Annotated in this window: 19 protein-coding genes; 9 read left to right on the top strand and 10 right to left on the bottom strand. The window is 33.6% G+C overall.

Annotated features, from left to right (window positions below; all coding sequences use genetic code 11):
• The first annotated feature begins 81 nt into the window (after window positions 1-81).
• A complete protein-coding gene (locus HMPREF2715_RS04320) occupies window positions 82-705 on the top strand; it encodes a C39 family peptidase (RefSeq protein WP_070581944.1) in 624 nt (207 codons plus the stop codon).
• A gap of 58 nt (window positions 706-763) precedes the next feature.
• Here the strand turns inward: HMPREF2715_RS04320 and HMPREF2715_RS04315 are convergent, their stop codons facing one another.
• Window positions 764-1,582 carry a metallophosphoesterase gene (locus HMPREF2715_RS04315; protein WP_053025064.1) on the bottom strand — a complete coding sequence of 273 codons (819 nt, stop codon included), beginning with the start codon at window positions 1,580-1,582 and terminating at the stop codon, window positions 764-766.
• A gap of 311 nt (window positions 1,583-1,893) precedes the next feature.
• Between HMPREF2715_RS04315 and HMPREF2715_RS04310 the strand changes: the two genes are divergently transcribed.
• Window positions 1,894-3,294, top strand: a complete 1,401-nt coding sequence (locus tag HMPREF2715_RS04310) for an amino acid permease (protein WP_070839508.1) — start codon at window positions 1,894-1,896, stop codon at window positions 3,292-3,294.
• A gap of 305 nt (window positions 3,295-3,599) precedes the next feature.
• Window positions 3,600-5,807 carry a cation:proton antiporter domain-containing protein gene (locus tag HMPREF2715_RS04305; protein ID WP_070631805.1) on the top strand — a complete coding sequence of 736 codons (2,208 nt, stop codon included), beginning with the start codon at window positions 3,600-3,602 and terminating at the stop codon, window positions 5,805-5,807.
• 59 nt (window positions 5,808-5,866) lie between these two features.
• Here HMPREF2715_RS04305 and HMPREF2715_RS04300 read toward each other — a convergent pair whose 3' ends face one another.
• Complete coding sequence (locus HMPREF2715_RS04300; RefSeq protein ID WP_053025066.1) at window positions 5,867-7,693, bottom strand: APC family permease; 1,827 nt, start codon at window positions 7,691-7,693, stop codon at window positions 5,867-5,869.
• 277 nt (window positions 7,694-7,970) lie between these two features.
• Between HMPREF2715_RS04300 and HMPREF2715_RS04295 the strand changes: the two genes are divergently transcribed.
• Window positions 7,971-9,464 (top strand): serine hydrolase domain-containing protein, encoded by a 1,494-nt coding sequence (locus HMPREF2715_RS04295; protein WP_070442634.1) that lies wholly within the window; start codon window positions 7,971-7,973, stop codon window positions 9,462-9,464.
• Between the two features lie 98 nt (window positions 9,465-9,562).
• Window positions 9,563-10,396 (top strand): membrane protein insertase YidC, encoded by an 834-nt coding sequence (gene yidC, locus HMPREF2715_RS04290; protein ID WP_053025067.1) that lies wholly within the window; start codon window positions 9,563-9,565, stop codon window positions 10,394-10,396.
• Window positions 10,397-10,658: 262 nt separating this feature from the next.
• Here yidC and HMPREF2715_RS04285 read toward each other — a convergent pair whose 3' ends face one another.
• From HMPREF2715_RS04285 to HMPREF2715_RS04270, 4 genes are all read right to left on the bottom strand, one after another.
• Entirely contained in the window at window positions 10,659-11,498 is an 840-nt protein-coding gene (locus tag HMPREF2715_RS04285) for an NAD-dependent epimerase/dehydratase family protein (protein ID WP_070581936.1), read from the bottom strand.
• A gap of 66 nt (window positions 11,499-11,564) precedes the next feature.
• Window positions 11,565-12,038, bottom strand: a complete 474-nt coding sequence (locus HMPREF2715_RS04280; protein WP_037550159.1) for a DUF1440 domain-containing protein — start codon at window positions 12,036-12,038, stop codon at window positions 11,565-11,567.
• A gap of 282 nt (window positions 12,039-12,320) precedes the next feature.
• Window positions 12,321-13,253, bottom strand: a complete 933-nt coding sequence (locus tag HMPREF2715_RS04275; protein WP_053025070.1) for a 2-dehydropantoate 2-reductase — start codon at window positions 13,251-13,253, stop codon at window positions 12,321-12,323.
• A 186-nt stretch (window positions 13,254-13,439) separates the two neighbouring features.
• Complete coding sequence (locus HMPREF2715_RS04270) at window positions 13,440-14,834, bottom strand: MFS transporter (protein WP_070581934.1); 1,395 nt, start codon at window positions 14,832-14,834, stop codon at window positions 13,440-13,442.
• 433 nt (window positions 14,835-15,267) lie between these two features.
• Here HMPREF2715_RS04270 and HMPREF2715_RS04265 point away from each other — a divergent pair, with 433 nt between their 5' ends.
• The 4 genes from HMPREF2715_RS04265 (at window position 15,268) to lrgB (ending at window position 19,217) form a co-directional block, all read left to right on the top strand.
• Window positions 15,268-17,022: a sensor histidine kinase gene (locus HMPREF2715_RS04265; RefSeq protein WP_070839505.1), complete on the top strand. Its 1,755-nt coding sequence runs from the start codon at window positions 15,268-15,270 to the stop codon at window positions 17,020-17,022.
• Window positions 17,023-17,793 carry a response regulator transcription factor LytR gene (locus tag HMPREF2715_RS04260; RefSeq protein ID WP_053025073.1) on the top strand — a complete coding sequence of 257 codons (771 nt, stop codon included), beginning with the start codon at window positions 17,023-17,025 and terminating at the stop codon, window positions 17,791-17,793.
• Window positions 17,794-18,060: 267 nt separating this feature from the next.
• Window positions 18,061-18,516, top strand: a complete 456-nt coding sequence (gene lrgA / locus HMPREF2715_RS04255) for an antiholin-like murein hydrolase modulator LrgA (protein WP_037550173.1) — start codon at window positions 18,061-18,063, stop codon at window positions 18,514-18,516.
• Complete coding sequence (gene lrgB, locus HMPREF2715_RS04250) at window positions 18,516-19,217, top strand: antiholin-like protein LrgB (protein ID WP_053025074.1); 702 nt, start codon at window positions 18,516-18,518, stop codon at window positions 19,215-19,217. Before lrgA ends, lrgB begins: the two co-directional genes overlap by 1 nt.
• Before the next feature lie 59 nt (window positions 19,218-19,276).
• Here the strand turns inward: lrgB and HMPREF2715_RS04245 are convergent, their stop codons facing one another.
• The 4 genes from HMPREF2715_RS04245 to HMPREF2715_RS04230 are packed head-to-tail and all read right to left on the bottom strand — an operon-like array spanning window position 19,277 to window position 22,865.
• A complete protein-coding gene (locus HMPREF2715_RS04245; protein WP_037550177.1) occupies window positions 19,277-19,963 on the bottom strand; it encodes an ABC transporter permease in 687 nt (228 codons plus the stop codon).
• The gene (locus tag HMPREF2715_RS04240) at window positions 19,963-20,910 is read right to left on the bottom strand and encodes an osmoprotectant ABC transporter substrate-binding protein (protein ID WP_070581930.1); all 948 of its coding nucleotides are present in this window, start codon (window positions 20,908-20,910) and stop codon (window positions 19,963-19,965) included. The genes HMPREF2715_RS04245 and HMPREF2715_RS04240 overlap by 1 nt, the downstream gene beginning before the upstream one ends.
• Before the next feature lie 24 nt (window positions 20,911-20,934).
• The gene (locus HMPREF2715_RS04235; RefSeq protein WP_053025076.1) at window positions 20,935-21,570 is read right to left on the bottom strand and encodes an ABC transporter permease; all 636 of its coding nucleotides are present in this window, start codon (window positions 21,568-21,570) and stop codon (window positions 20,935-20,937) included.
• Window positions 21,570-22,865 carry a betaine/proline/choline family ABC transporter ATP-binding protein gene (locus HMPREF2715_RS04230; RefSeq protein WP_070839501.1) on the bottom strand — a complete coding sequence of 432 codons (1,296 nt, stop codon included), beginning with the start codon at window positions 22,863-22,865 and terminating at the stop codon, window positions 21,570-21,572. The genes HMPREF2715_RS04235 and HMPREF2715_RS04230 overlap by 1 nt, the downstream gene beginning before the upstream one ends.
• Window position 22,866 lies beyond the last annotated feature (1 nt).

Below are 22,866 nucleotides of genomic sequence, written 5' to 3'. Positions count from 1 at the left end.
CGAGATGACCACTAAGGTATATAATAAATTTACTTAAATTAAGTGATGTAAATCATAAAAGTGTCTTTGAGGAGAATAAGGATGAAAAGAACGATATTATCAATCAAACCAATTAGCCAATTATTTCCAATTCCAATGGTCATGGGCTGCGAAGGTGTTTCAGCAGCAATGTTACTTCAATATAACAGTCATAATATTAAAGCAACTGAAATTATGAAACATTGGCCCAAACATCCTAATAATCCCTATAAAGGCTATGTGGGTCATCACTTACTTGTCAAATTGGGTCATCATCAAACCATCTTTCCAGATGCTTATGTTCCATATTTACAAACAATTGATTCACGTATTGTTGATGGCACAGGTACTGACCTAACATCGTTAGAGACCGTAATCGATTCAGGTCAACCGGTCATCATGTACCACACGAGTTTAGGACGTAAACCATTTCGAAAACACTTTACATTTGATGATCATGAGAAAGCACTCGTTTCTAACATTCATGTTACGCTATTAATTGGATATGATGATAAATATTACTACTATATAGATCCCTTATGGAGTCATTTATTTAAATTTGTTATCTTTCCTGCTATAGTTCCTAATCGCTTTCAAATTATTAAAATTGCAAAGTCGAAATTAGAACGTAGCTTTAACGCTCCTGGTCGTACATGTATTTATCTTAAAGTAAACACCAATGATTAATAGTTACTGTTAAGTGAGGTCGAGATAATTTAAGACACTTCCCGATCTCACATATATTTTATTCATCACTAATATCAAATGTTACTAAAGCGTTATTGATTTCTTGATTAATATCACTCGTTCTCCATTGTCGTTGATACCCTAAGCAGGGACAAATATATGTGATGCCATTTTCACTAATCATCTTGCGAAAATGCACATGCCCCATAATGCTATAACGAATGGAATAGGTTGAATAAAATTCATCAAAGTCCTTAGTACCAATATAAGCATTAAAGAAATCAAAAATGCGATGCGGCATAGGTACTATAAATTGAGGATGCGTAACAATGTGTGTCATTAAAATAACATGTTTATCTTTCACTTGTTCTAAGTCTTCTTGTATTTGTTTAGCCGCCTCTTTAGATAACACTCTATCATCAATATCCCAATCAATTTTCACTTTATCTTGCCATGTGGCACCATAATATTTCCCTCTTTTAATTCGATCCAAATCAAATTTGCTATCCGCATAGCTATAATCATACCAAGCTGTATGTCCAACAATTGCCCAATTATTATTAATAATATAAGGTTTTCCGATTAAACAATCTGGCTTGCTAGCATAAAATTCATAAATTTGCTTTGAACTGAGTGATGCTTCTGAAGTCCAATAGTCATGATTACCAGGCACGAATAAGATTGGTATACGACATTTTTCTTTTAAGTCTTGAATAAATTGATAACCTTGCTGAAAATGATTAGACATATCTCCTGCAATTAATAATAAATCAACACTTCTTTGTTCCACAATATGGGCGAGTGCATCAAGATATGCTTGTGGCTCTAGTTTAGGATGTCGATCGATATGTAAATCTGAAATTGTACCTATCTTCATTAATGTCTTCCCTCTTACTTGTTTTGAATTGAAATCATTATGTCATATTTATTATTAATAATAAATAAATCTGTTTATTAAATTTTCAGAAATTTGTTTATATTTTATACAATAAAGAGTATAATAAAATTACCTTTTAGCAAAGTTACATAATTTGTGAACAATTAGTATCAAAATCGCTTTTTATCTAAAATTTAACAGCTATTGAACAAACGCTATACTTTGTTAAAAGAAAAAATTTTTTGCATAAAAAGAAAGCGTTTACAACTAAAAATTAAAAATCGCATCATTGCTTTCTAAGGAGGAAGTATATGGCTAGACAGTTGGAAAGAGAACTAAACAACAGGCATATTCAATTAATTGCGATTGGGGGCGCAATTGGTACAGGATTATTCCTAGGTTCAGGACAAACAATTGCTTTAACAGGATCTTCCCTTTTACTAACATACATGATTATTGGTATGGTCATGTTTGCATTCATGCGAGCACTTGGAGAATTGTTATTAAGTAATACACGCTTTAATTCATTTGTAGATATTGCGAACGAATACATAGGTCCCTTTGCCGGATTTGTCATTGGTTGGACATATTGGCTCGCTTGGATTGCTTCAAGTATGTCAGATTTAACAGCAATGGGACAATATTTTAGTTTTTGGTTCCCACAAGTTCCACATTGGATTACCGTCTTGTTCATAGTATTAATGTTAATCTCTTTTAACATGTTAGGTGCAAGATTATTCGGTGAATTGGAATTTTGGTTCTCAATTATCAAGATTGTTACTATTATTGCGATGATCATCGTTGGACTTGTCATGATATTCTTCTCATTTAAAACATCTTATGGTCATGCATCGTTTAGTAACTTAACTAATCACGGCGGTATCTTCCCTAATGGACCATTTGGATTCTTAATGGCATTCCAAATTGCCGTTTATTCATTTATTGGTATTGAACTTATCGGGGTAACTGCTGGTGAGACGAAAGACCCTAGAAATGTAATTCCTAAAGCGATTAATAACGTGCCTATACGTATCTTATTATTTTACGTCGGTGGTTTATTAGTCATCATGTCGGTTATTCCTTGGAATAAAATAGACTCAAATAGTAGTCCATTCGTAACGATGTTTAGTTTAATCGGCTTACCATTCGCTGCCGGACTAGTAAACTTTGTAGTATTAACTGCCGCAGCATCAGCAACAAACAGTGGTATTTATTCTAATAGTCGTATTTTATTCGGACTTGCTAAACAAGGTTTAGGACCTAAAGTTTTAAGCAAAACAAATGGTAGCAGTGTTCCCTACTTATCTATGTTAGTATCATCTGGTACCTTATTAGCAGCAGCATTGCTTAATTTTATTTTCCCAGATGCCATTAAATTATTTATTTATGTTACAACACTGTCAACTGTTCTATTTTTAGTAGTATGGGCAATGATTATCATTTCTTATATTGTTTTCGTTAAAAAGAATCCAGAAGAACACCATAAGAATAAATTTAAACTCTTTGGCGGACTTAAGACAGCATATGTCGTACTCGCATTTTTCGCGTTTGTGTTTGTACTACTATTCTTTAGCGAAGATACAAGAGCGGCCATTTTCATTTCACCAATTTGGTTTATCTTCTTGTTCATCTTTTATAGAAAATACAAGTCTAATGCAGAAGACTTAGCAGAACGAACTCGTAGTCAAGGTCGTAATTCAATTAATTATTAATCATCACATTAATTAATTGATAAACGAAATTTTTCAATTTATATAAGCAAATTAAACTGAGAAGATGCTTAAATCAAGCTTTTCTCAGTTTTTATATTTTTATGATTTTAACTCTGTTCTCACTATAATACAACTTTATTCAACTACTCCCACTTTTAAACATTTCAAACAACTCTATATTGATAACCACTTTAATTCATATATCCGTTTATAGACACTTAAATATGGTAAATAGGTTGCCATTTTTGGTAGCTTATCATGTCACATGGTAAACTATTAGTATTCATTTTATAAAGGAGTTATTCATGGAGCTATTAGAAGCATTTTTATTATTTATATTCGCAGTTATTATTAGTTCTATTATTTATAATAGGTTCCCTAAAATTCCTACTGCTTTTATTCAAATCGCATTGGGTGTCTGCTTATTTGTGCTACCTATTCCAATGCACTTTGAATTTGAATCGGAAGTCTTTATGATGGCTGTTATCGCCCCTCTGCTATTTGTGGAAGGTACTCATATTTCCAGAACAAAGTTACTTGAGTATCATAAACCCATTGTTCTTATGGCAATGGCCCTTGTATTTACTACCGTTATTGGTGTAGGTTTCTTTATTCACTGGATTTGGGCTGATTTACCAATGCCAGCCGCATTTGCAATTGCTGCAATTCTGTGCCCTACTGATGCAGTCGCAGTTTCCGCAATTACTAAAGGTAAGATATTACCTAAAGGGTCAATGTCAATTCTTGAAGGTGAATCGTTACTTAATGACGCTGCAGGTATCATTTCATTTAAAATTGCAGTTACTGCACTTGTAACTGGTAGTTTTTCAGCGTTTGATGCAATAGGCCAATTTATTATTTCAACTATTTTAGGTGTGTTAATTGGTATCATTGTTGGCGCACTAGTCGTAACTTTAAGAGTTTATTTAACTGCCAATAAAGGGATGAAAGATAGTAATACGTTAACATTCATTCAATTACTTACTCCTTTCGCCGTTTATTTTATTGGCGAGGAGCTTCACGCATCAGGAATTATAGCTGTAGTTGTCGCTGGTTTAATCCATGGTTTAGAACGCGACCGTTTAATTCGTGCCCAAACGGAATTACAAATGAACTATAACCAAATATGGAATACGCTAAGTTATGCATTAAATGGCTTTGTATTTGTAGTGTTGGGATATATTGTTCCCGAAGTAGTTATGGAAATTATTCATGACGAACCACAAAACATTGTATTTTTAATTACAACCGCTCTATTAATTGCGCTAGCGATTTATGTATTTAGATTTGTTTGGGTGTACTTATTATTTAAAGATTTTTACTATCCAAACAACGTTCAATCTTATTTAGATGATGAAGAAGATGCTGGACCACCGAAGCGTAATCACTATGCCTTTATTATGACGATGTGTGGGATACACGGTACCATTTCTTTATCAATGGCATTAACACTTCCATATATGATGGATGGTAACCAAGAGTTTATATATCGTAATGATCTATTATTCATCGCTTCATTTATGGTATTAACTAGCTTAATTCTCGCCCAAGTTGTTCTACCGTTTATCACACCATCTGAAAAGGTCTCAGAATTTAAAGGTATGTCCTATCAATCAGCTAAAATATTTATGGTTCAACAAGTACTTGATACTTTTAAAAAGAAAAACTCTGAAGAAAAAAGTATGGATTATCGACCAATATTAAATCAATATTTTAATGAGTTATCATTCTTAATCAATATGGAACCGGACAATAAAAATACGAAGGAATTACGTCGCCTTCAAGAAATAGCTGAAGAAGAAGAAACAAGAACACTAGAACGATTAATCGAAAAAGAAAGAATTACTAAGAAGGATTTAACAGACTATCGCAATATTATGGAATTCAGTCAATCTTATCGTGAAATGTCTATTCTAAGAAAAATAAGTCGTTTCTTTAAATTGATTGGCTTACGATTTAAAGCTCGTAAAGAATCACGAAAAGAGGCACATCGCATTCATAAAGAAAACCGTGCATTATTAAAAGAAGAACATCATGCTACATCTGAACAAAATAAAATGGATATTAAAGCTAAGCGTGAAGAATATAAAGCTGAACGTCAAAAAGTAAAAGACGATAAAAAGGCACAAAGAGAAGAATTTACAAATAGCTTTAACAAAGTGCAACAATTAATGCGTGTTGTTAATCACAATATTATTATGAAAATGCGTCAAGAACAAAATAGTTCAAATGTCTTAGAAGTGAGTTTAATTATTAACCAATATCACAATCTATCTCGTACGATTCGTCACAATAAGAATAAAAAGCAACAAAGAAATCAAAACAAAGAAGTATATGAACTTACTACACAGCAACAACAAGATGTAAAATTGGAAGCATTATACATCCAACGCACCATTTTAGATGAATTAATTTCACGAAATAAAGTAACTAATGAAGTTGCAACCCAATTACGAGAAAACATCAATTACAATGAAATCGTTCTAGCACATGAAGTAAGCAACGCTCACTAAAATCAATTAAAGCCCATAGATAATGTAACCTTGCATTATCTATGGGCTTTTCTATAAGTTTATTTGTGTAATTTAAATGGTACAGTTGCCAAAATAACATTCTTTTGATAGAACAAGTGCATTTTTAATCTAATACTCGTTTGATTGTGTAAGAAGTTATGCCAAGATTTTTTTGTAATAAACTGAGGCACAACAACTGTAATGACATAATTTTTATCATTCGCTTTTTTATTGATCTTATCAATAAATCTTGAAATTGGTCTAATGACACTACGATATTCAGAATGTAAGATGACTAAACGCACATCTGGATAATGACGTTGCCATTTTTCAGCAAAGCATTTATCCGCTTCATCACCAAAGGAAACATGTACTGCTATAACATCATCAGCAATCATTTGAGCATAATACACTGACTTATCAATGGCTGATGTAATCGTACTTACAGGAACAATCGCTAAATTTTTATCAACGATTGGCATATCTTGCACCATCGCTGTCGATTTCAACTGTTTAGCAATATCTTTATAATGACCTTTGATACGTAGGAATACAGTCACAATTAAAGGTAAAAATATCAATATTGGCCATACATGGCTACATTTAGTGATCAAGAAGATCATAAATACGATAAATGTAATTGTTCCACCTATCGCGTTGGCAATCAATTTACGAGACCACCCTTTTTCTCTGCCTCTAATCCATTTTAGCACCATGCCATATTGAGCTAATGTGAACGGAATAAATACACCTACAGCATAGAGTGGAATTAAGTTCTCAGTTTTACCATCAAAAATGATAATAAGCAAGATAGCCCCAACACCTAAAGTAATGATAGAGTTCGAATAACCTAAGCGATCTCCTCGAACACTAAACATACGAGGCATATATTTATCTTTTGCCATGCTAGCAGCAAGCATTGGGAATGCGGTAAAACCGGTATTCGCTGCTAAAACTAAAATCATTACTGTTGTTGCTTGAACAAAATAATAACCAGCATTGTGTCCTAGAATGTTCATTGCTAATTGAGACAATACGGTCGTTTCAGTCTCAGGCATTACGCCGTACCAATAGGCCAAACCTACAATGCCTACTAATAGAAATGCAAGGATGCCACCCATTGTAACTAATGTTTTAACAGCATTTTTCGGACCAGGATCTTTGAAATTAGTCACCGCATTAGATATAGCTTCGACACCTGTTAAAGATGAAGCACCAGATGAGAATGCTTTTAATAGTAGGAATAGCGTAACACCAGGCACAGCTGTTCCCACTGTTGCGTGCATATGTGGTTCAGCTTGGCCAGTTGCAACTTTCCATACTCCTACAACAATCATAATAATTAACCCGATAATGAATAAATAGACTGGATAAGACAATACTGTAGCAGATTCTGTCAATCCACGTAAATTCATTATTAAAATAAATAGTACTAGTAAACATGCAATCAATACTTTGTGATGATACAGTGACGGAAATGCAGCTACAAACGCATCTGCACCAGAAGCAATACTTACCGCTACAGTTAAAATATAATCAACAAGTAATGAACCACCAGCTACTAGTCCCCATTTTTCTCCTAAGTTAGTCTTAGAAACCATATAAGCACCGCCGCCCTTAGGATAGGCATAAATGACTTGGCGGTATGATAAGATTAAAGCTGCTAATAGTACTAATACTGCACATGCAATTGGTAACGTGTACCATGACGCCATAGCGCCAACGACTGCAAGTGTAATCAAAATTTGCTCCGGACCATAGGCTACTGATGACAATGCATCCGAGGAAAGTATTGCTAAAGCCTTGAAATTACTGATTTTTTCATTTTTCAAATCGCGATTTCTTTTAGGTTTACCAATTAAAAGTCTTTTAAATTGAGTGAACATAATACTCTTTACCTCTTTATATTCAAATTCAATGGATAAAATATACTCCCATTTTGATAAAAAGTATAGATGGCCCCACTATTTTAATGTGATTTATTACCATTAAAGTTACATTTTACAGTTATATTTATTTGTAAAATTTCTATTATTAATAATTTAAATCAATAGATAGCAACACAAAAGAAACACAAGAGCAATTTATCAAAAAACTTGCTATACTATTTTCGTTAACGTATAAATTGTTCACTACTTAAATCTTATGATTAGAGGATTAAAAATGAAAAAGACATTTCTTTTCAGTGGAGTCGTATTAGTTATTATCTTATTTATTTGTTCAATCATGATTAAATGGCAACCCAACTATTCAATGATTAGCCCTACTTCTCAAAATTATTTGGACAGCATTGTCGAAAACGAAATGAATGATGGTCACATTCCAGGCGTCTCTGTATTAATTATTAAAGATAATAAAATGTTACTCAATAAAGGTTATGGGTATGCAAACATTAAAAATAAACAAAAAGTAACCTCTAATACACGCTTTGAAATTGCTTCTAATTCCAAAGCAATGACGGGATATGCCATTATGCAACTCGTCAATGAAAGGAAAATCAAATTAAATGACCCTATAAGTAAATACATACCTAACTTTCATATGAAATATAAAGGAAAAAAAGTAGAAATCACTATTAATCAATTAATATCTCAAACTAGTGGTATTCCAGGAGATATCACTGACAATGATAAAATTACAAAAAAGACGGATAGTCTAGATGGAATTGTTAACAGTATTAATGGTCGTTCACTGAACCATCGACCAGGAGAACAGTTCGAATATGCTAATATGAATTACGATATTTTAGGTTTAATTGTTCAGAATATATCTCATTCTCCCTATTCATCTTATATGAGTGAACATATTTTCAAACCTTTAAATATGAAACATATTTCTACTAAAGAGAGTAATAAAAAGGGCGGAGATGATGCTCAGGGGTATGATATTCAACATAATAAAGCATACTCAGATAATCCAAAGTTTAATATCGGTGATAACCCGTCAGCCTATTTAATGGCTAGCACACATGACTTAGAACCTTGGATAAAATTTCAACTTCATCCCCCAAGACATTTAAAATCTTTAGTTGAAGCTACACACAAACCAAAGGTTAAAACAAATGACGATGATGATTCTCAATATGCAACAGGCTGGTTTGTCACTAAGGATAATCAAGAAACACTTATCTATCATCCAGGTACGCTTGAGAACTATTCTTCTTATATTATTTTGAATCCTAAGAAAGACTATGGCATTGTTGTTCTCGCAAATGCTTATTCTAGTCATACTCCAACGCTTGCCAAACATTTAAATACGCAATTAAGTCAAGGACAGCATATTGATACGGTACAATACTACATCAATCAATACAAAACTATGATTATTGTAGTTACAATCGTGATTTGGATCATGGTTGCTATAACTTTGATTTACTTATATCGTCATATCACCAGTCATCAACTGATCCTATTAAGCGTTCAACATAGAAACACGAAATATCGAATACTCATACTTTCAATCGGCTTTATTTTAATTTTAGGTCTTCTACATGTATTGCCTTCATTGTTACTAAATGGCTCTGATTGGCAATTTATTATGTCTTGGCTACCGGCACCAGCTAAAGTCACTATACTAGGTTTCATCACTTTATTAACGAGTCTTTTTGGTTTGACTCTTTTAAAAATAATTACAGTTACAAATAAATCAAAGTCATAAAATTGAGATTAACCGCTACGCTTATCATGCGAATATGTTAAGCTAAACATATTAAAGACTAAGATTATTAAAGACCTCAAGCATATAGGAGATTATAAATGAGAAAAAAATGGTCCTTATTCATAATGAGTGTTGTCATATTATTGGGTGGATGTGACTATTCTCATAAAGAAGATCAACATGGGTTCTTTTATACTATATTTGTTAAGCCAATGGATATGTTACTTCACTTCTTAGGTCGAACATTCCATGAGAATTATGGATTAGCCATTATTGTCATTGTACTTATCATACGTCTTGTACTAATGCCACTAATGTTTATCCAAGTGAAAAACATTCACATTATGAGAGGTAAAACTCAGGTAGTTAAACCAGAAATTGAGAAACTGCAAGATAAACTAAAGAATGCTGATACACAAGAAGAACGTACTGCAGCTAATAAATTATTAATGAAAAAGTACAACAACTATGGTATTAATCCATTCAAAAGCCTAGTTGGAACTTTGCCAATATTAATCCAAATCCCTATTTTATTAGGTTTATACGCTTGTATTAAATATCCAACGAGTGGTGGTATTATCGAGCACCCTCACTTTTTATGGTTCAATTTAATGCATACGGATTTAATCATGACATTTATAGCAGCTTTACTTTACCTCATTCAACCTTTGGTCAATGCAATGCATTATCCAAAAGAAGAACGCCGCACATACTATGTCATGATGGTGTTATCTCCATTATTTATTATTTATGCATCACTGCAATCTGCTTCAGCCTTAAGTTTATACTGGGCGATAAGTGCAACGTTTTTAATTATTCAAATGCATTTTGCACATAGCCATTATGCAAAAGTAGGCAAAGCTGCTGGAGATCAGTTACGTAAACAAATTGAAGAACAGCGTAGAAGTAAGTCTACAAATCACAATGACTAACTCAAAAAAGAGCAAAACATACTAAAAAGAGACTGGGATATTAAGTTCTTGTATAAGAATAAAAAATACTAAGTATTTTGGCGAGACTCTTGAGAAAATAGGACAAGCTGAAGACTACAGGGTGAGGCTAACTCCTAAGAAAGCGAGCCAATAATTCGAAGTATTGTAAATAAAGAAACTAGCAAATGAAGTTTTTAAGACTCATTTACTAGCTATTTCTATAGGAATAATATCCCAGCCTCTTTATTTCATTTCTACAATCTTATTTTAAAGGATGCATACCATCTTTCCATGTATTGTAGATTAGTGTACCACCTTGTTCTTTAAACTTGTCATTGGTGATGCCACGTTCAAATGGTTGTACAGGTTGGATAGTGACTTCAGGATCCGCACTAACTTCTTTTGAATACCATGCTACAAAGTCTGATCCTTTTACTGGCTCATCATCTGCAACATTATAAATACCAGTATCAAAGTTCATCGCTTGAATAGATACTTCAACAGCATCATCTAAATGAATGAATGATGTGACACCATCTGATAATGTTACTTCTCCATCTTTAAATTGATTATAAATCATACCGTCTTTACCATACCAAGTACCTGGTCCATATAACCAACTGAAACGTAACACAACATATTGGTCCATACGAGCGGTTTCTTTTTCAAGTCCAATCACGCCATCTACCGTAATTTTTCTGTCACCATCTGAATGATTATCTAATGGTGCTTCTTCAGTAGCAAGTCCTTCTCCTGGTTCATACATGAAACCAATACTTTGAGCTACTACTTTTTTAACATCATATTTAAGTGCCGCATCAGTTAGGTTTTTACCGCCCTCTATACGCACTTTTGAGTTTGCTACCATATCAACATTTTTTAAATCTGTAATTTGATTAATGATAATTTCAGGACGAAAGTCATCAATTGCTACATCAATAGTATCCGCTTTTAAGATATCGCCAATATACGCTTTAGCGTTTAGTCCTTCTAATTTCTCTTTACCTCTCTCAGATGTAGTAAATCCGGCAACCTCGTGTCCTTCTTCAATCAAACGTTGTGTTAATCTTGTTCCGATTAATCCTGTTGCGCCTGTATTAATATTTTAGTCTTTATTGTACTCACCTTTTTATTTCTCTTTTTCTGAAAATGAATATCTCAATCTAACCTACTTACTTGAATCTCTAATCATATCAATAGTATTCATCCAAACAATATGACCGAACAACTCTGAAAATCGTTCTTCATAAGGTAAGTCTTTAACCTGAGGTGTCAAATTCAACTTTGGCAATAAATATTCATGAAATGCAATATGTATAGCAACGCCAAATAATGATCCTTTCAATGCTGTGATTCTTGGGAATTTTTCAGCTAATAAGCCATATGCTAAAGCATTTGCTACAGAGAAGCCATAATGAATACCCATAACCGTTATTGGAATATCATTACCATTATAGTGATAGGTTGCTTTTTTGATCGAATCTGGTAAACCCACCTGATTCAATAATGTCATTGGAGGGGTTTCTTTCTCACGGTCAGGTGTTCTAGGCGGAACGATAGCTTCCCAACCAATCTTAACTGCACCACTTAGCAATCCACCTACAATACTCGTAATGATGACACGTTTCGTTGAACGATTCATTCTAATAACAGCTCCTTCAAATTCACTTAACTTTCTTCTACCCTTTTATGAAAAATTTAAAATCATTCATATTAAATTAAGGATTTAGCGTATCAATTTTAATCACAAAGATATAATTATTCGACTCAAAATGGAGCGAGACCGAATTCAATTTGAATTCAACATCTCACTCCAAGCCTTATATATTAAATTGGTTTCATATTTCAATCTTAAGTCACAACTAACATACTTTGTATTAGCATATTAGATGAAAACATGTCCTTCACACCTTCTAAGTGGACATTATTTTGCATGTCGTTGTTGTTCTTTCGCATGTACCAGATTCGCTACAAATTGGTTAACTGGAGCATCTATATGATGTTCTTTACCTAATTGAGCAACTGCTCCATTAATATAATCAATTTCTGTAAGTCGATTATTGTTAATCAAATCTTGATACATTGATGGATAATGTGGGCCTACCTTTTCATTTAAATCGATGAGATAATTGTAAACTTCATCTCCATTTAAATGTACGCCATCTACCGTTGCTACTTGTACAATTTCTTGTGTAATCTTGTAAATAAGCTGTTTCGCATAATCACTCTCATTCAAATTTGATAAACGACATTCTAAAATCGTACAAAGTGCATTAGCAGTACCATTCACACAAATTTTCTTCCAAATTGATTGTTGCAACTGCTCACTTTTATATGGATTAAGACCAGATTGATCTAACAGTTCATACACGACATCAACATTAGCTTGACCTTCAGATACAAGTGCACCAATTTCAACCGGACCTGAACCCATTAAATGCGTATGTCCAGGAGATTCTAATCCTGCAGTCCATGTAGTAACACCGCGCACAATTCGTGATTCATCAACATAATGTTGAATTAAACGCTCGTGTTTCAAACCATTCATAGTACAAACCATAATTGTATTGTCATGAATGTGTGCTTTAATATGTTCCAGCATATCTTGTAACTGCATCGCTTTAGTAAATAAAAAGATAACATCAAATTGAGCATCTTGAGGAATATCGTTATGTTGATACATCGTCATGGTAAGATGATGATTTTCACCATTGATGTCTATATGTAAACCTTCTTGTTTAACAGCTTTCGCTTGTGGCTTCCATCCATCAATTAACGTTACATCATAACCTTGACGGTATAACATCGCACCAAATCCGCTTCCTAACGCGCCAGAACCTGCAATTGCTATTTTCATAAGTCACGACCCCTTTTTTCTAATGATGTTTTTAAAATACTACTTTAAATTTATAGAGTCAATATTGTAAACGGAATATTCACAATTTTAAGATAATTTGATATAAATTATTCTTTAATTTATTAAAAAAGATATCGAACTCTTATTGAATTCGATATCTCTATCTTTTAAAAACTAATATTTATATTAATTTGTTCTTAATTTCTTAGGAACTAAAATCAAGATAACTATAAATGCGGTTAAAGCAATTCCGGCATTGAATAATACACCAGCAGCGCCACCTAGTTGTAAATTCATTAATGATGCGCCAAAACCATAAATGGTACTAGACATCGCAACACCAAAGGCATTACCTAAAGATGATGCCATTTTATACAATCCAGATGCTACCCCTACTTTGTCGTCAGGCGCTTCCGCAACCGCTGTATCAGTAGAAGGTGTGGCATATGTACCTAAACCGATACCAAATAATAAGTAACCTATAATACTTGAAATAATATAAGCAACATTTGGTAAAAATGTTAAAGATAATAGTAATAATCCTAAGAATGCAAATCCACTACCTATTAGTAATGGCTTTTTAGCACCAAGTTTTTGTAATAATTTTTCACCAACACGAATCATGACTAGCACAGCTACAAGGTACGTAATTGAAATTAAACCTGCTTGTAGTGAACTAAATCCTAATTGACTTTGATAATACGTATTAACAACAATAAGTGTACCACCGGCAACACCATTTAACATAAAGTTTGATAATGTCGCACCGCTGTAACCCTTATTTTTGAAAATATGAAAATCAACTAACGGGTTCTCTGCTTTTAATTCTCTAATAATAAACAGGATACCCGCAACTAAGAATACAGCACCAAGTGATAAAATCATTGGTGAGAATAGTCCACGATCTGCAGCTTGCGTAACCATCACGTTAACACTCAATAGTGTAATAACTAATAGTATTAAACCAGTAACGTCAAATTTAGTTTTAGTTTCATTCGCATTCGGTTCAACTTTAGTCTCGGGTGCATGTTTAATTAAGAAAAAGGATAAAATTGAAAGTGCAATTGAAACAATAAAAATCCACTGCCATCCGATCGTTGAGGCCATGAAACCACCAAATAATGAACAAATACCACTACCGCCCCAAGAACCTATAGACCAGTAACTGACAGCGCGTTGTCTTTCTTTTCCTATGTAATATTCATTTATTATTGCAAGTGTAGACGGCATAATTAATGCACCTGATAAACCTTGTAACGCACGACCTACTAATAACAACCATGCGACAGGTGCGATGATTAAACATAATGATCCAATAATATTTAATGCTAAGCCGATATATGTCATTTTTACTCGGCCTAATTTGTCTGCAATATCTCCTGCCCCTACAATAAATAGTCCAGAGAACAATGCAGTTAAACTAATGGCAATATTAATCGTACCCATGTCTGTGTTAAATGAAGACTGTAACGTTGGAACAACGTTCACTAATGATTGTGCAAATAACCAGAACGTAAGTACCCCGATTATAATACCAATTAGTAATTTATTATCTCCCCTAAATTGTTTTGATGACTCCATCTCGAAAAATTCCTCCTAAATTACCCTAAAACTAATCTACTCAAATTGATATACGTCATAATGAAGCAACCATAATAAGTGTCATACCTTTTATGTCTATGACTTTAATCAATTAGTCCCTTATTTCTATAATTTATTAACATGTGCATCATGACTTACATTATTTGACGTTAGCTTATGTTTGATACGACACTCACTTAGAAATTTGTTTACATTGAAAACCTTATCATAATTAAGAAGAAATGACTTAATAATATACTCTAACTTTTTCAATAAATATTTTTAACAACATACTCAAAAGTGCAATAAATCAATAATTAGATACCTACAAATTATAAGTTTTAATTTTAAACTATTAAGTTAAAATTATCCATATTATAATTAAAGAAAGGATAATTATTTTAACTGAAACTACATTGAATAGGTGCTTACTATGTTTAATTTATTTATATTATTGCTTGAACGTGTAGGGTTAATCATTATTATCGCCTATATGTTACTGAATATTAATCACTTTAAAACGATGATGGGTGAACGCGAAAAATTGCGTTCTCAATGGCAATTAACAATTTTGTTCGCTCTATTTGCTATAACTTCAAATTTCACTGGAATTGAAATTGAAAATGGACATATTGTAACTAGTAACATTTATTACCACCTTAATGACGATGCATCTATGGCAAATACACGTGTATTAACAATAGGGATGTCTGGTTTAATTGGCGGACCTTTCGTCGCAATTATAGTAGGCATTGTATCAGGGTTGTCACGCCTTTATATTGGCGGTGCAAATGCATACACCTATCTCATTTCATCTATTTTCATCGCACTCATATCAGGGTTTTATGGTTATTGTACAATGCGTCACTATACTTACCCAACCGTTTTAATGGGTGCCATTATTGGTGCACTTAATGAAGCAATTCAAATGGCATGCATTCTCTTCTTTGCCAACGATACAGCGTCTGCATGGTCGCTTGTTCAATTCATCGCTTTACCTATGATTTTAATCAATAGTATTGGGACAGCTATCTTCTTATCTATAATACTTTCAACATTAAAACAAGAAGAGCAAACCCGTGCTATTCAAACGCATGATGTTTTCGAAATAGCGAATAAAACGTTGCCGTATCTTAGGTCTGGTTTAACTGAACAGTCTGCACGTTCCGTTGCTGAAATCATTCTGAAATTGATGAACGTATCGGCAGTTGCTATCACAAACAGAACAGATATTTTAACGCATGTAGGTGCTGCAAGTGACCATCATGTTGCAAAAAAAGCGATCATTACTGATTTATCAAAAGATGTTATAAAAACTGGTCAATTAAAAGAGGCACACTCTAAAGAAGAAATCGGATGCAACAATCCAAATTGTACTTTAACATCTGCAATCGTCATTCCTTTAATGATTAATCAAGAAGTAGCCGGCACATTAAAATTTTATTTTACAAATGAATATGATAATACGACATCAACGAAACAACTCGCACGTGGCTTAGCAGATATCTTCTCAAGTCAATTAGAATTGGGTCAGGCCGAAATGCAAAGTAAACTTTTAAAAGATGCTGAAATCAAATCATTACAAGCACAAGTTAATCCGCACTTCTTCTTTAATGCGATTAATACCATTTCAGCCCTCGTACGTATTGATAGTGAAAAGGCAAGAAAGTTATTATTGCAGTTAAGCCAATTCTTTAGATCAAATCTGCAAGGTGCTCGAAATAACACCATTACTTTGGAGAAAGAGTTGCAACAAGTTGAGGCCTACTTAGCATTAGAACAAGCACGCTTCCCTGATCGATTCACAATTGAATATCATATTGATTCATCTTGTAAACATGTGCTCATCCCACCTTTCGTCATTCAAATCCTAGTTGAGAATGCTATTAAACACGCCTTTAAACATCGCCGTAAAGATAATATTATTGATGTGACTGCACATCATGACAACGAAGAATTAGCACTAACCGTTCGTGATAATGGAAGTGGAATTGATGATGATAAGTTACCATTGATTGGACAAATGAGTGTTGATTCAGAGACAGGAACTGGTAGTGCCTTAGAAAATTTAAACAGACGGTTAATAGGACTTTACGGCACTAAGGCCGCTTTACATTTTGAATCAACAGAAATAGGAACGACGGTAAGTTGTCATATACCATCATATACAATAAAGGAGGATATTTAGGTGAAGACGTTAATCGTTGATGATGAACCATTAGCTCGAAATGAGCTTCATTACTTATTAAATGAGATCTCAGGATTTAACGTAATTGATGAGGCTGAAAACATTGAAGAAACGTTAGAAAGACTTTTATCAGAAACATATGATTTAGTCTTTTTAGATATCAATCTTATGGATGAGAGTGGTATAGATTTAGCACAAAAGATAAAGAAAATGAAACAGCCACCACATATTATTTTTGCCACTGCACACGATACATTTGCAGTTAAAGCCTTTGAACTTGATGCAATTGATTATATACTCAAGCCTTTTGAACTTGAGCGTATAGAGCAAGCAGTAAATAAAGTTAAGCATCAACTATCTAATAGTAATGAGATAGATCATGCAACAAGTGAATCATCTACTCAATCAATGCAACGAGATGAACGTCATGATAACGGAGACCAAACCGTACTGCCAATTGAAATGAATGAACGTATCTATGTAATCCAAAAAGACGACATCACGGCAGTTTCAGTCAACAATGGGATAACAACGATAAATACTATCAATCGCACATACCAAACAAATGAACCACTTAACTATTATGAAAAGAAATTATCGAATAACATATTTATTAAAATCCATCGTGCGACTATTATTAATAAAACGCATATCGATAGCGTTGAACATTGGTTCAATTATACTTATCAAGTAACCATGACTTCTGGAGACAAATTTCAAGTCAGTCGTTCATTTATGAAAGCATTTAAACATGAAATTGGCCTTGCATAAACGAACGAATAATTAACTTATATATAATTTCATTAATGAGTATTTAGCCACTTGCTAATAACATTTTTCGTTATGCAAGTTTAGGTTAAATACTTTTTATTTATAGAAAAACGCCGTACCATTTGCTATTATTTTGTCTATTTGATTTTCAACTTGAATATATTGTAACTCACGTCCTAATTTTTGTAAGTCACAGACAAAACTCACAATAGTAAGCGTTTCCATAATATTCTATTTGTAAGGGAAAGAGAAAGGGAGCGTTAAAATATGGCAAATAAACAATCACAAAGTAATGCTCATAAAGGAAATCATAAGTTAGCAAAAACGTATAATTTCTTTCAGCAAGCATTAACGATTGCTATCGTACTATTTATATCTAAAATTATTGAAAGTTTCATACCATTTCCTATGCCAGCGTCAGTAATAGGACTCGTATTACTATTCATCCTATTATGCACTGGTGTTGTCAAATTGGGTCAAGTTGAAGGTGTCGGCACAGCATTAACGAATAATATTAGTTTCTTATTCGTACCGGCCGGAATTTCGGTTATCAATTCTTTACCAATATTAAGCCAACACCCAATTTTAATATTGTTATTAATTATTATTTCAACGTTATTACTACTTATCTGTGTAGGATTTGTCTCACAATTGTTCGTAACAAAAACATTATTCCCATCTAAAGAACAAAATGAACAAACTAAACTTGGGGAGGGTAACTAATGGTAGATCATTTAGGAATTACAACACCGTATTTTGGTATATTAGTCTCATTAATACCATTTGTCATTGCACAATATTTCTATAAAAAAACGAACGGTTTCTTCTTACTAGCACCACTTTTTGTAGCAATGGTTGCGGGGATCGTATTTTTAAAAGTAACAGGTATTAGTTATGAAAATTACAAAATAGGTGGAGACATTATTAACTTCTTCTTAGAGCCAGCAACAATTAGTTTCGCCATCCCTTTATATAAAAAACGTGATGTACTCAAAAAATATTGGCTACAGATTTTTGGTGGTATCGCAATTGGAACGTTAATCGCACTTATCTTAATTTACTTAGTAGCTATTGTATTCCAATTAGGCAATCAAATTGGTGCTTCAATGCTACCACAAGCTGCTACAACTGCGATCGCCCTTCCAGTATCACAAGGTATTGGCGGCGTTAAAGAGTTAACGTCATTAGCCGTTATTCTAAATGCCGTTGTTATTTCTGCATTAGGCACTAAAATTGTTAAGTGGTTTAAAATTTCAAATCCAATTGCTCGTGGTTTAGCACTTGGTACGAGTGGACATACACTTGGCGTAGCTTCAGCCAAAGAACTTGGTGAAACTGAAGAGTCAATGGGTAGTATCGCCGTTGTTATCGTTGGCGTAATTATCGTTGCCATTGTTCCACCATTAGCTTCAATTTTATTCTAAACATTTTAAAAAGAACCTGAACACAATGTTGTGTTCAGGTTTTTTTCGGTTTGCAATCATTAATTGATGCTTTGAACTTTATTGTCTCGTTTCTTACTATTACTTGTTGGATCAAGTTTCTTTTCTAAGAAGCGCAATCCTAAATCTATAATAATCGCAATTAACGCAATTGGAATGGCACCAGCAAGTATATAAACCGTACCATCAGTAGAGTTTGTACCACGTATAATAATATCCCCTAGTGTTGAAGCTCCAATAAATGAGCCAATTGCCACGATACCAATCGCTACAACTAGAGCAATACGGATACCACCAATAATCACTGATAATGACAATGGCAATTCAATCATACGCATGACTTGATTCTTAGTCATTCCCATCCCCTTGCCTGCATCTTTAATATTGTAGTCTACTTCGGTAATGCCAGTGTACGTATTCTTAATAATTGGAAGTAACGCATATAAGAATACTGCAAACACTACAGTATTAGGACCTAACCCAAGTGCTAGCATAAGTATTGCTAACATTGCGATTGCTGGAACTGTCTGGATAATATTCGCGATAGTAATAATAGGCCATGATAACTTCGTATATCTTGAAATTAATATCCCTATCGGAATGCCAATAATACAAGCGAATAACACACCATAAATAGACATTAATAAATGTTTGAAAAAGAGTTCCATAAGATAGCCAAAGTTCAAGGTATAGTATTCATAAAGTGAGCTTAACAAGTTACCTTTCATTATTTTTGACCACCTTTCTTACTGTCATCTTCAAAATAATTATGTTTCTTCAAATATTCTTCTGCAATAACGGCAGGTTCTTTACCTTTTCCATCCGCTTCATAGTTTAATTTCTGCATTTCTTTAGTACTAATTTGTCCCTGTAATTTTTTCAGTGCTTTATCAATTTCAGGGTGATCTTTGATTAATTTTTCAGTGGCTAATGGACTTCCATCATATGGTGGGAAGAATTTACGATCATCTTTTAAGATTTTCAAATCGTAAGCAGCGATACGTCCATCTGTTGAATAACCAACAGCAACATCTAATTTTTTATTTTTCAAAGCATCGTACACCAAACCAATTTGCATTGGGCGTGCACTCGCAAATTTAAACCCATAGTCTTTTTGGAAAGCTGGATATCCATCACCAGCACGGTTCATCCATTGTGTATCCATACCTAAACGTAATTCATCTTTATATCTTTTTAAGTCTGAAACTTTTTCTAAATGATATTTCTCAGCTACTTCTTTAGTAACCATGAATGCATACGTATTTTCAAACCCAAATGAGTCATAATATTTCTGATTATATTTTTCTTTAAATAATCTTTGTGACTCTGACATTGCTTTTTTAGTATCTTTTGTTGGTGGGGCATCAAGTACACTCGTCAATTCTGTTCCAGTATATCTTACTGCTGACATATTCACATCTCCACGTTGTAATGCATTATGTTGAATAATACTGGAACCTAAATTACCAACAATAGTAGGTTTAATTTTGCCATTTGTATAATGTTCTATCATTAATTTTTCAATATTTGCCATAATTTTTGTTTCACTAGTTTCTGTGGCAGTAATTTTCACACTATCTTTACCGTCACCATCGCCTAAACCTGGTAAACTACATCCAGATAATACGATGAGAGACATAGTAAGAAGTATGAAAGTAAGTTTTAACTTTTTCATAATTTTAAAATCCTCCCTTTGTATTTATCTAGATACTTTAAGCCCTTTAGGCACGGCCCACTTTTCAATAAAAGAAAGTATGAAATCGACAAGTAAAGCTAGACACGTTACAAGAATTGCAGCACTAATAATCATTGGTGGCTGATATAAATTTAATCCGTTAAAGACTAAATCACCGAGTCCACCAGCGCCAACGTAACTAGCTAATGTAGCCCAGCTGATTACGTATACACTTGATAAACGTATACCACTAAGTATAAGTGGTAAGGCTAATGGCAATTCGACATCTTTCATTAACTGCATCTTTGTCATACCCATACTTGTTCCAGCTTGGATGATATTCTTATCAATATTTTGTACTCCTAGAACTGTGTTGTTTAAAATTGGTAACAATACATAAATGAATAATGCGACAATCGCTGGCGTCTTACCTACACCAAAGATTGGAATCATAATGGCTAATACTGCTAACGTCGGAATCGTTTGAAGCACACCCGCTATCGTTAACACTACATTTGCAGTACGTTTCGTCTTAGATAATAAAATGCCTAACGGAACCGCAACTACAATCGCAATTAATAACGCGATAATTGATATGTAAAAGTGTTCTATCGTTTTCGATACAAGTTGGCTTCCATATTCTTGGAAAAATTGGCGCATTAACGATCAACTCCCGAATGATCAGAATTCTTCACATCATGCGTATCTAATCTATCTGTAACATCTTTTTGCTTTGTTGTAGCGTCATTTGGACGGTCTTCGGCATGTTCATTTTTTTCGATGTTACCTAACTCATTTTCGCGTTCGACATCATTCATGTGCGAATCAGACAATGTCATCTCATCATCTTCTTTACCCCAAATAGAGTCATAGACAATGTCGACAAGATTAGCACGTGTAATTAGACCTATAAGTGCGTTGTCATTATCAACGACTGGTACGTTTCTAACATTTCTCTTTAATATCGTACGTACGGAGTCTTGTAATTTAGAATCAATATGGACTTTGTAAACATCTCGTTGCATTGTATCGATTAATTCCTTACGTTGACGTAACCCTTGGTTAATATCTTCAATATCTAGGAATCCAAGTAAATGATGATGATTGTTAACAACAAATATTGTGTCGACACGTCTGTGTCGCATAACGTTGACTGCGTTATTGAGCGTGTCGTTGGCATTTACCGTAACAGGCTTAATCATCGCATCTTCAACCGTTCTCATATTCGGACGATCTTGAATCAATCTATTTTGTCCAATAAATTCTCTAACGAAATCATTGGCAGGATTTCTAAGAATATTATCCGGTGTATCGTATTGAACAACTTTCCCTTTAGACATGATACAAATTCGGTCTGCGAGCTTTATCGCTTCGTCCATATCATGTGTCACGAAAATAAATGTTTTCCCTAATTTCTTTTGAAGATCTTTAACTAAATCCTGTAAAGTGTCTCTCGTAATTGGATCCAATGCACCAAAAGGTTCATCCATTAAGATGATATCTTGCTCTGCAGCTAATGCACGCACGACACCAATACGTTGTTGTTGACCACCTGATAATTCTGATGGATAACGATCTAAATAGTCTTCAGGTAAGTCTACTAACTTGATTAATTCTTTTGCTTTAGCATCCTTCTTCTCTTTAGACCATTTAAGCAACTTTGGTACCAAGACAATATTTTCTCTAATGGTCATATGAGGCATCAATCCAATTTGTTGAATAACATAGCCAATACTTCTACGTAATTCAACTGGATTCATATTTCGAACATTCTTCCCATTCATTTCAATTGTGCCGTCAGTGGCTTCAATCATTCGGTTAATCATTCGTAAAGCTGTCGTTTTACCGCTACCGCTTGTCCCAATAAAGGCAATAAATTCACCAGATTCAATATCTAATGAAATGTTATCTACTGCTTTTTTAGGCTCTACGTCAAATCGGACTGATGAGTCCAAA

The sequence above is a fragment of the Staphylococcus sp. HMSC062A01 genome, assembly GCF_001836805.1.
In the GTDB taxonomy this organism is placed as follows: Bacteria; Bacillota; Bacilli; order Staphylococcales; family Staphylococcaceae; genus Staphylococcus; species Staphylococcus haemolyticus.
The sequence above is the reverse complement of the archived record's forward strand: the minus strand, read 5'-3'. Positions and strand labels throughout refer to the sequence as shown.